This window comes from Streptomyces sp. LS1784, assembly GCF_020103755.1.
Classification (GTDB): Bacteria; Actinomycetota; Actinomycetes; order Streptomycetales; family Streptomycetaceae; genus Kitasatospora.
On record NZ_JAHSQD010000302.1, the window covers coordinates 1 to 9977 of the forward strand.

At 70.8% G+C, this 9977-nt stretch carries 9 protein-coding genes; 2 read left to right on the forward strand and 7 right to left on the reverse strand.

The annotated features are described in order from the left end of the window. Nucleotides 1-272, reverse strand: a 272-nt coding sequence (locus tag KS423_RS28115; RefSeq protein ID WP_224282573.1) for an ATP-binding cassette domain-containing protein, incomplete at its 3' end; no start/stop codon positions are given. Nucleotides 273-405: 133 nt separating this feature from the next. On the opposite strand from KS423_RS28115, the gene KS423_RS28120 reads away from it, so the two are divergent. Both KS423_RS28120 and KS423_RS28125 read left to right on the forward strand, forming a co-directional pair. Continuing rightward, a complete protein-coding gene (locus KS423_RS28120) occupies nucleotides 406-1611 on the forward strand; it encodes a sensor histidine kinase (RefSeq protein WP_224282574.1) in 1206 nt (401 codons plus the stop codon). After that, nucleotides 1608-2273 carry a response regulator transcription factor gene (locus KS423_RS28125; protein WP_224282575.1) on the forward strand — a complete coding sequence of 222 codons (666 nt, stop codon included), beginning with the start codon at nucleotides 1608-1610 and terminating at the stop codon, nucleotides 2271-2273. The genes KS423_RS28120 and KS423_RS28125 overlap by 4 nt, the downstream gene beginning before the upstream one ends. A gap of 80 nt (nucleotides 2274-2353) precedes the next feature. On the opposite strand, the gene KS423_RS28130 is transcribed toward KS423_RS28125, so the two are convergent. The 6 genes from KS423_RS28130 to KS423_RS28155 all read right to left on the reverse strand — a co-directional run bounded on the left by KS423_RS28130 (nucleotide 2354) and on the right by KS423_RS28155 (nucleotide 9735). Further along, complete coding sequence (locus KS423_RS28130; protein ID WP_224282576.1) at nucleotides 2354-3457, reverse strand: hypothetical protein; 1104 nt, start codon at nucleotides 3455-3457, stop codon at nucleotides 2354-2356. A gap of 435 nt (nucleotides 3458-3892) precedes the next feature. Further along, nucleotides 3893-5497: a hypothetical protein gene (locus KS423_RS28135; protein ID WP_224282577.1), complete on the reverse strand. Its 1605-nt coding sequence runs from the start codon at nucleotides 5495-5497 to the stop codon at nucleotides 3893-3895. A gap of 233 nt (nucleotides 5498-5730) precedes the next feature. Further along, complete coding sequence (locus tag KS423_RS48125; RefSeq protein WP_224282578.1) at nucleotides 5731-6600, reverse strand: nucleic acid/nucleotide deaminase domain-containing protein; 870 nt, start codon at nucleotides 6598-6600, stop codon at nucleotides 5731-5733. Nucleotides 6601-6636: 36 nt separating this feature from the next. Then, nucleotides 6637-7215, reverse strand: a complete 579-nt coding sequence (locus KS423_RS28145) for an SUKH-4 family immunity protein (RefSeq protein ID WP_224282579.1) — start codon at nucleotides 7213-7215, stop codon at nucleotides 6637-6639. Between the two features lie 54 nt (nucleotides 7216-7269). Next, complete coding sequence (locus tag KS423_RS28150) at nucleotides 7270-9021, reverse strand: nucleic acid/nucleotide deaminase domain-containing protein (RefSeq protein WP_224282580.1); 1752 nt, start codon at nucleotides 9019-9021, stop codon at nucleotides 7270-7272. A 126-nt stretch (nucleotides 9022-9147) separates the two neighbouring features. Next, the gene (locus KS423_RS28155; RefSeq protein ID WP_224282581.1) at nucleotides 9148-9735 is read right to left on the reverse strand and encodes a hypothetical protein; all 588 of its coding nucleotides are present in this window, start codon (nucleotides 9733-9735) and stop codon (nucleotides 9148-9150) included. Nucleotides 9736-9977 lie beyond the last annotated feature (242 nt).

Sequence of the window (9977 nt, forward strand, 5' to 3'; positions counted from 1 at the left end):
CGGGCGCTGCGCCCGCCGTGCACGTCGCCCGCGTCCAGCAGGGCTCCGACGTGCCGCAGGCCGCGCGGCCGGCCGGCGAAGGGCGCCCCGGCCACGGTGACGGTGCCTTCGGTGGGGGTGTTGAGGCCCAGGATCATCCGCAGGGTGGTGGACTTGCCGGCACCGTTGGGGCCGAGGAAGCCGGTCACGGCGCCCGGCCGGACGGTGAAGGTCAGCCGGTCGACGGCCGTGGTGGCGCCGTAGCGCTTGGTCAGTCGTTCGATCTCGATCACGGGGACAACGCTGCCGGTCGGAGCCCGGCCCGGGCATCGGGCCGCGGGCCACAACCGCGGGCCACCGCACTGGCCCCGGGGCTTACGCCCCCGGGCCAATGTGCCCCGTCCGGGCCGCGGCTACCATCGCGTCATGATCACTGCCGACCCCCGCCCGCCGCTGCTCAGGCGTCTGCCCGCGGGCGTGTGGGTGGGGGCGCTCTGGACGGCCCTGGTGGCGTTCCGCTTCCTCACGCGCGAGAACGAGCTGCAGCACCTGTTCAAGTACCACGGCAACCCCGAGGACATGCCGCTGGTGGTCACCGCGGTGGTCACCACCCTGGTCGCGTCGCTGCTGGTCCGGCTGCCGCTGCTGGCCATCGCGGTGGCGCTGGCGGGTGCCATCTTCGCGCTCGGGATGTGGGGCGTCCCGGAGACCGCGCCGCTCCAGTTCCTGATCGCCGACGCGGTGGTCGGCTACTGCGCGGCCACCCGCTCCCGCCGGGTCTCGCTGAGCGCCCTGGCGCTACCGCTCGCCACCCTCGCCGGGCTGATGCTCTGGGGCGCCGTCAACGACTACCCCGTCAACCCGTTCGCCTACGCCGGCTTCGCCGCGACCGTGCTGATCGCCTGGCTGGTCGGCAACACCGTCCACCAGGGCCGCGCCCACGCCGAGGTGCTGCGCGGCCGGGCCTCCGAACAGGCCATCACCGCCGAACGGCTGCGGATCGCCCGCGAGTTGCACGACATGGTGGCCCACAACATCGGCATCATCGCGATCCAGGCCGGCATGGGCAGCCGGGTCATGGACACCCAGCCCGCCGAGACCCGCCACGCCCTGGAGGCGATCGAGGCCACCAGCCGGGAGACCCTGGCCGGCCTGCGCCGGATGCTGGGCGCGCTGCGGCAGGGCGAGGGGGAGTCCGCGCCGCTCGAAGTGGTGCCGGGGCTGGGCGAGTTGGACCGGCTGGTGAAGAAGGCGGCGGGCGCCGGGGTGCGGGTCGCGCTCACCCGCCGCGGCGAAGCCCGTACCCTGCCGCCCGAGGTGGACCTCGCTGCCTACCGGATCGTCCAGGAGGCGGTCACCAACGTGGTCAAGCACTCCGGCACCCGCGACTGCCACGTCACCGTCGAGTACGGCCCGCACGAGCTCGCCGTCACGGTGGTCGACCTGGGCGCCGGAACGGCGACCGGCACCCCCGGCACCGGCTACGGCCTGGCCGGCATGCGCGAGCGGGTCGCCCTGCTGCACGGCGAGTTCAGCGCCGGCCCGCGCTCCGGGGGCGGATTCCTGGTCGCCGCCCGCCTGCCGCTCCCCGAGCAGACCCCCGTCGAGCTCCCCCTGGAGGTGGGACCGTGATCCGCGTCGTCCTGGTCGACGACCAGCCGCTCATCCGCACCGGCCTGCGCGTACTGATCGCCGACGCCCCCGACCTGGAGGTGGTCGGCGAGGCCGGCGACGGCGCCGAGGCCGTCGAGCTGGTCACCCGGCTGCGCCCCGACGTCGCCGTGATGGACATCCGGATGCCAGGTACGGACGGCATCGAGGCCACCCGCCGGATCACCGCGGACCCGGACCTGCCCACCCACGTCCTCGTCCTCACCACCTTCGACGACGACGACTACGTGTACGGCGCGCTGCGGGCCGGGGCGAGCGGCTTCCTGGTCAAGGACCTCGCCCTGGAGACCATCCTGGACGGCATCCGGGTGGTCGCCGCCGGGGACGCCCTGCTGGCCCCCGGCATCACCCGCCGGCTGATCGGCGAGTTCGCCGCCCGCCCGCAGGGAACGGCCCGGCCCGCCCAGCCCCGCAGGCCCGTCGCCGAGGCCGTCACCGAGCGCGAGCGCGAGGTGCTCACCCTGGTCGGCAGGGGCCTGTCCAACGCCGAGATCGCCGCGGAGCTCACCATCAGCGTGGCCACCGCCAAGGCCCACGTCGCCCGGCTGTTCACCAAGCTCGACGCCCGCGACCGGGTCCACCTGGTCATCCAGGCCTACGAGTTCGGCCTGGTCGTACCGTAGGAACACACGCCGTGGGAGCACATGGCGAAGCGCCGGGGCGGGCCCGCACGGCCCACCCCGGCGCTCCGGCGATCAGATCGTCAGTGGACGATCGCGTGCGAGATCTGGCACCCGCTGACACCGTTGGACCAGGTGCCCTGCATGGCGAAGGTGCCCGTCGCGAACGCCACGTTCTGCGAGCCGCCCGTCCCGCCGACGCCGTTCCAGGAGCACTTGTCGGCGTTCTCGTACCCGGTGGAGTCGGTCCAGCCGCCCGCCGGGTTCTGGTCGGTGATGGTCTCCGAGTACTCGTGGCCGTACACCATGGTCACGCCGTCCAGGGTGCCCGCGCTGCCGCTGTTGACGTAGTTCTGGCCGCAGGAGGTGCCCATGTCGGTCACGTACGGGTCGTTGGTGAACGCCACGTCACCGTACGGGGAGGGGGCGGCGCCGCCGGTCAGGGTGGTGTCGCCGTTCCAGTCGTGCCAGGCGCAGAAGCCGCCGTTCGGGGTGTTGAAGCCGTCCGGGTGGGTGCCGGTCGGCGACAGCACCACGTACTGCGCGTTGCGGTTGGACGCGGCCGTGGTGTTGCCGAAGTGCCCGGCGGCCTTCACGGCCTCGGCGGCCAGCTGGTTGCCGCTGGCCTGGCTGGGCGCGGCGGCGGACTCGTCGACCCAGACGCCGGCCAGCGCGCCGCCGGTCGGGTAGCCGACGTGGGTGGATCCGGTCGGGCAGCTGGTCGCGCCGGTGGCGACGCCCTCGCAGTACTGGGTCATGACGCCGGACCAGGTCTCGCTGTTGGTGCCGAGGCCCTTGAACAGCTGCTGCGCCCGGACGGCCTCGCCCTTCGGGTCGCCGGAGAGCGTGGTGTAGCCGGCGGAGTTGGTGCCCTGGGTGCCCCACTGGGTGCCCCAGAAGATCAGGTAGACCTTCGGCGCGCCGGTGGTGACGCCGATGCCGTCCACGCCGCCGCCGTACCTCAGGTTGTTGCTCGCGGGCTTGGCCGACTGGCCGGCGTTCTCCTTGGTCGGGTGCACGCCGTGCCGGTACGGGTGGGGCTGCCCGGCGAACTCGCCGGCCGGCCGGTCGTCCTGGGCGGCCTGGGCGACCGGGGCGGCCGCGAAGCCGGCGGCGGCCAGGGCCAGGGCGCTGAGCCCGGTCAGGGCGCGCAGCCGCATCCGACGGGAGGTGGGGGAGATGCCCATCGTGAGGGTTCCTCTCTGATGCCGACCGCACCCGGGTACGGCGCGGCGGCACTGTGGGGGACAAACGGGGAGGAGCGGCGACGGCAGCGCGGAACCACTGACGGTCCGCCATGGACGGTCAGGGACGTGGGGATGGGGAGCCGGTTACCGCCGACGGCCGGAAGCAAAGCAGAGCCGCCGAAACCGGGTCAACGACGGAAAAGGTAAGACCCGCCCCAAGGAAGGACCCAGCGGACGTATCGAACGTCAAAAGCCCCCAGTCGGCGTGCGGTCGATGCGCGTAGCGCAGCCGAATGTCAACAGTTGAGAGGCGCTTCTACACCGTATGAAGGCAGCCCGGAAGCCTGCGCAGACCGTACGCACCCGTGCCCTCCCCCAGCGGGAGCCCAGCGCCTTGACCTGTCCCGGGCCGACCGCCCTCGGAAGTGGCCGTCGCTACGCCTCGGCGGTCTCGAACGAGCTCAGGAGATCGATCCGAACGGCTGCGGCCCCGGCAGGGCCTGTCACGATGACGACACCGTCCGAGGAGATCGCCATGCCCGTGGGGCTGAACAGCAGAGGAACGGAGATCATCCGCGCGCGCCGCAGGTGCCAGATGTGAAGTCGGAGATCGGACCAGGCTGTCGCCAGGACCGGCCCCGCCGCGTCGGTGTCCGCGAGCGCCAGCGCCAGGGGGATCGCCTGGCGACGTTCGACGACGCCCGGCATGACCTCGCCGCTCGTGGAGTCCCAGAGGCGGATCGTGCCGTCGAGCCCTCCGGACACCACCAGGGTGGTGGTGACGCCGGCCTCGACGGTGAGACAGGCGACGGCCGTCACCCCGACCTCGTGCAGGCGGACGGTCCGTGGGCCCGCCAGGTGATCGGTGAGGGACCAGAGGCTCACCAGACCCCGTGTGTCACCGACGGCGACCTGGCCTTGGTGCGCGGCTATCGCCGATGCCGCTGCCACGGAGCCGTCGATCGCATGGGCGTTGTGGTGGATCATCAAGCGGTCCGCAGTGGCCGGTAGCGGCGAACCATCGACGAGGCGGGTCGATCGGAGCGTCCCCGAGTCGTCCAGAGTGAGTACGAAGTCCGGGGAGAGCGCGGCCAGACCGGTCGGAACGAGAGGCTGCTGGGTAGGCAGCCGGCGGACCGCCGATCCGTCCGACAGCACCCGCTCGGTACAACGCCCCAGCGAGTCCGCCGTGACGACCGTCCCGGCGCCGTGCGAGGACCCGGGGAGCGGCGCCACTGCCGGGACGGCCGCCCCGGGCCGGTGCCACAGGGCGTTCCACCGGGATCCCTCGGTGAGGGGCCGTGCTGCTTCCGCCAGTTCGACATCGTGTCCCAGCGCGGCGAGACGGACGACCGAAGCCCGTTCGGGACCGTGCAGGCCATCGGAGGAGAGCGCTGGGCCGGCTGCGTTCCACACCGCGGACAGCTCCGCGGGCGCGGCCTCGCCCGACAACGCGGCGGTGATCGCCGGGATCGGGCCGTAGGCCAAGTAGCCGGGGTCGCGCAGGAGTTCGTAGGCGATACCGGATCTGTACGCGAGGCGGATCGCGCCCTCCCGCACCTCGCTGCTAGCGGCGCGCCAGCCGGCGCCGGCGGGGAACAGCGGGAGCACGGGCTCGGTCGCCCCCGGCCCCGCCGGGGGCGGGGCCGTCGGTTTCCCGTCGAGGACAGGAGGGACGTTCTCTGCTCGGGGCCGCGGCACCCAGGGCGAATCCGCCGGCAGCACCGGACCGAAGGCGAGCGACGGTTTCACGGGCGTTCGAGAGGGGAGGGACAACTCCAGGGCCCGGTCGTACCGGAGCAACCGTGGGTCGTCGACCTCGACGACGGCACGAACCTGGGGTAGCGTCAGCAGCGGCGCCACGAGCTCGGTGATCACCGGCTGCGGGGCGGCTTGGGCCACGTGGGTCGGCACGCAGCCGGCCAGGTGCAGATCGGTCACCAGGAGTCGGAGCGGCCGAGGATCGACGGCGATCCGTTCCAGGAGCGGCTCGGGTTCCAGCGCGCCGTAGCCCAGGTGTCGGCCGAGCTGCCACGCCAAGGTTCGTGCCGTCTGTCCCCCGGCGAATCCGACCGCATGGATCGTCGTGTGGGGGTTGGAGTCCGATCCTGCCATCAGCCACGCCAGCAAGCGCGTCTTGCCGGAACCCCTGGGCCCGGAAACCACGGCCACCGGTGGATTGGACCGGGGATCGGAGAGCCAACTCAGCAGCCGCAGCCCGAGTTCGGCGGTCGGCCCCTCCAAGGGAGGCCATGCGGCAGGGCTGGGAGCGGTCACGCCTGCTCTTCCGTCGCGGCGTGGGCCTCCTGGAGCCGGATGAGGCCGCCGGCCCGCTCGGCCGCGGTGTCGCCGTACGGCACGTTGTGGGTGAGAGCGGCGTCCGGGAACATCAGCTTCAGCCAGAACGCGCAGTAGTGGCCCGGCATGAAGCACGCCTGGAGTTCGGTGTGGATCCGCGTCACCTGGTCCGGCTCGACGCCGGCAGCGTACATGGCGGACCAGACACGTTCCTCGGCGTGCACGCAGAGGGCGCTGGACTCGGTGACGATCTGCTTCCCGCCGCCTGAGGTGACGAACTCGAAGGAGGAATAGGACAGTACGCTCGCGGTGGTCCGGATGTCCTCCAGTACCAGCGACCACCAGTGCTCAGGGTCTGCGAGGGCCTGCCCGTCGGCGGCCCGCAGGGCGGATTCCAGGCCGTCCAGCGCGGCGCCGGCCACAGCCGGATCGTCCGTGCCGCCGATCGCCTCCAGCGCGATGTCCAGCTGGAGCAACCCCTCGGCGAAGGCCTCGGGCGTGGAGTTGACGAATCGCTCGGGCTCGTCGTACCCGAGCATGGCGCCCCGGACCGTGCCTTCCGGGGTGACACAGAGGTCGTACGCGCGGTCCGAACCCAGGCGGGCCCAGGAGAGCTGGGACTCCTGGTCGAGCTGACGCCCGATGAGGGTCGCGTACCGGCTCAGGGACGCCGGTTCGTCGGCCACCGTGTGGAAGTACGGCAGCACCTGGAGCGGCAGGACGAGACGGCTGATGTTCTCCAGCGCCTGTCGCTCCGCGGTGAACGGGTCGGTCTGCTCGGCGTCGAACCGGCGGACGCCGGCTTCGCCGAACCGCTGGACGAGGCGGTCGCCGGACTGCGTCACGTCAATCTCCTGGATCGTTCGGTGGTTTTCGGCGGGTTACCTGTAATCAAGCAGGTGCTTGACGTTTTCGAGGACGAGGTACCAGGTCGAGTCCGGGCTGGCCAGCGCCACCGGGTCCACCTCCTCCATGAGCGCCTGGAGCCGGTCCTCGGCGTTGCCGACGATGGGGCCCTCCGCCACCTCAAGGTCGTAGTTGGGCCGTTCCACCTCCAACGCGTACAGGAAGTAGGCGAAGGCCTCGATGCCGCTGTTGAGGACGCAGGGCTGGGCGCCGCTCTCGGGAACGCAGTACATCGTGCCGTTCTCGACGTCGAGTGCGAAGCTGTCGAGGCCGATGGCGCCGATCGACATCCAACGGGACGTGTCCACACCGAAGCCCGGGTACTTGGCAGCCAACTCCGCCGCACCGGCGGCGTCCACGATGGTCACCACGCCCTCGTCCGCAAGCGGCCCGTCGAGTTGCAGCCAGGTGTCGAACTGGCCGGGGAGACCGATGTCGCGAAGGAATGCCCGGGTCGGCTCGTGCGGAATCGCCATGAGCGCGTCCTCGTCGAGGGTGATCAGTTCCTCGGCCTCGAAGACGGACTCCATCATGCTGCGATCGATCCGGCTCATATCGGTTTTCCCCTGTCTTCGGCGGAGGGCTCGATGTTACCGTATCCGCCCGGGTCAGTGATGACCGTGAATCTGCTTGACCAGATGCAGCGGATTGTCACTGTTCGCGCGAGGGTAGGGAATTATTCGGTTGAGATGGTCCTCCATCTCCTTGGTTCCTCGGGCCATGGACTCCTCGGAGGCCCCGAATTCGACGCTGTGGAACACGTTGACATGGGGTAGCCATTTGGGAACCCATGCCTTGCAGTCGCTGCTGCCGCTACAGGGTTCTCGTTCTGTGTAGAGATCCTTCACGTGACCCCCGGTGCCGTTTTGGAGGAATGGGATTCCGAGTACCTTCTCCGAGTGGATCGGCTGGAAACTGCGCCCGACCAGGATGAACTTTCCGGCGTCGTTCTCGACGCGGAGTGAGGCGTAGTTGTTGCTGGTGTACTGGAGCTTTCCGTCCTTGATGCCGTAGTTGCCGTAGCTGCCCTGGGGTCCGCGGGATTTCTTGGCCTCGTGCCTGGCCAGCTGTGTGGCTCGGGACAGCTCGTCGTCATAGAACCCCATGAGCGTGGACTCCTTGCGGGGCCGCTCCTCCTTCGGGGTCTTGTCGTGGTCCCATGAATACGGGTTATTGGGGTTCACGGGGCGTCGCGGAACGGCGTCGCGGCTGTTCAGGTTCAGTGAGGCGCCGAGCAGCTTCCGATCATCTGCCGTCAGCTTGGCGGGCCCGGTCGGAGTCAGCCGCTCGATGACCCCGTTGTCCTTCATGTGGTAAACCGGGGTCGGTCCGAGGCCGGCGCGGAGCGCGTCACGGTCGGGTTGCGGCCGGTGTATCTGGTGGAAGTGCTTGGCAGTCTTTCCGTCGTGCTCGACATGGCTCTTCGCCATCTGCTGGACGCCGCTCTTCATGTTCTCGCCGACGTGGTGCCCGGCCTTCGAGAGCCCCTTCTTGATACCCTCGATCGTCTTGTCCACGACGGCGTTCGCCGCGTTCGCTATGGCGTCCTTGCCGCGAGTCCGATTCTGGTGCCGACGGGCCTTGTGGAGTTTGTCCGCGGTGTGCGTGTTGAAATGCGTGGACGCTTGGGAGAACGCGCCGTCGAGCTCCTTGTACGAGTTCAGGTCGACCTTGATCTGGCCGGGCGCGGGGCCGTCGGAGCTCCCCCCGCCGCCGGCCGAGTTGAGCTGCATCGATGCGGCCCCGGCGGCCGTGGTCTGCTTGAGGTCGACCCCGTGCTGGAGGTCCAGGGCGTTGGCCCCGAGTTGTACGACGAGGTCGCCGGCCATTGCGCCGAGGGCGTCCTCCAGCGGCCCCAGGACCGTGGCGGTCATGTGGTCCACGACCGCCCGCTCCACCTCCTTGAGGATGCGCTTGACGGCGACTCGGCAGACCTGTCGCCCGGCGACGCCTTCCAGCGCGGAGAGGCCCAGGGTAATCGGCGCCGCCGCTATCGCGGCCGCGATCTCGGCTGCGAGTATGCCGAGTTGGACGATGGCGGCGAGTTTGGCGCCCTCGATGAGCACGGCGATGGTGTCCAGGCCGTCGGCGGCCAGGTGCCCGATCTCCACCAGCTTCTTGAGGTGGTTGTCCTTGACCTTGCGCCAGTGGGCTTCCATCGCCTCGATGGCCGGCCCCTCGTTGGTCCCCACCATCTTCACGAGGGCGTTGTGGAGGTCTCCGGTGCCGGTCTCCAGGCTGTGGGAGAACTCGCGCAACTCCGTGGCCATGTGGCGGTAGTCGTCTTCATCGACGTTCGGCCAGGAGACGCCGATCACGTCCAGGGCAGTGTCCAGATAGGTCGGCAGTACAACGCCCATACGTTCCCCCCGGAACTGCAACCTAACTAATAGTTAACGCATGATTATATGACATAAAGATTTGTATCGCCCCACCCAGCTCTGTCGGATCAGCGGGTTCGGAGGTCCTTCCCCGCAAGGCACTCCCTAGGGGCCCTCGACCTCGGCGATGCGCATGATCCGGCCGTGGGAGTCCAGCACCACGTCGTAGGCGTTGCCGTGGCAGCCGTACGGGTCGGCCGGGTCGCGCTCGGCCAGGCAGTCGTCGAGGTGGGCGATCAGCTCGTCGAGGGGGACGGTCCTGGCCGGGTCGTCGTTCGGGACGTCGACCAGGGTCGCCGTCACGCCCGCCCCCGCGAAGCCGTAGTGGACCGGGCTGCCGGCGGGCTCGTAGCGGCCGGCGCCACAGCTGAAGCGGGCGGGCTGGGCGGTGAGTTCGGCCGGGCCGGCGGAGACGACGAGGAAGACCTCGTGGCCGGGGCGTCCGGTGGGGGTGGCGCACTCCGGCCCGGCGGACGGCCCGGCGGACGGGTCGGTCACGGGGGAGTAGGGCTCCTCGTCCTCGTAGAAGAGGTCGTCATCGTCGTCCAGCAGGTCGTCCGCGCCCTCGTCGGCGCCGGCGGCGGCGGAGGCGGCGGCCACCGTGGAGCGGGAGTCGGCGGGCGTGCAGCCGGTGAGCGCGGCGGTGCCGCAGGCCAGCAGGACGGCGGCGAGGAGGATGCGGGGCGTGGCCATGGCACAAGTCTCCCCGGGCGGCGGCGGTTGTCGGTACCTGCCTAACACGACCGGGACCCGGCCCGCGGTTCCCGCCCCCGGCGTGCGCCGGTTCCCTCCCCCGACGGACGTGCGGATCCGGCGGGGGAGGGGGTCCGTCGAGCGGGCGTCAGACCGCCACCGGCCGGCCCGCCTCGTACGCCTCGCGCAGCCGGGCCTGCGCCTGCGCGCCCGCCGCCAGGTGGTCGAGGCCGAGCAGCGCC

Bases quoted from the DNA above. Each gene is read 5' to 3' on its own strand.
- KS423_RS28120 (WP_224282574.1), top strand. From the start codon at position 406: ATGATCACTGCCGACCCCCGCCCGCCGCTGCTCAGGCGTCTGCCCGCG.
- KS423_RS28130 (WP_224282576.1), bottom strand. From the start codon at position 3,457: ATGGGCATCTCCCCCACCTCCCGTCGGATGCGGCTGCGCGCCCTGACC.
- KS423_RS28145 (WP_224282579.1), bottom strand. From the start codon at position 7,215: ATGAGCCGGATCGATCGCAGCATGATGGAGTCCGTCTTCGAGGCCGAG.
- KS423_RS28150 (WP_224282580.1), bottom strand. From the start codon at position 9,021: ATGGGCGTTGTACTGCCGACCTATCTGGACACTGCCCTGGACGTGATC.
- KS423_RS28155 (WP_224282581.1), bottom strand. From the start codon at position 9,735: ATGGCCACGCCCCGCATCCTCCTCGCCGCCGTCCTGCTGGCCTGCGGC.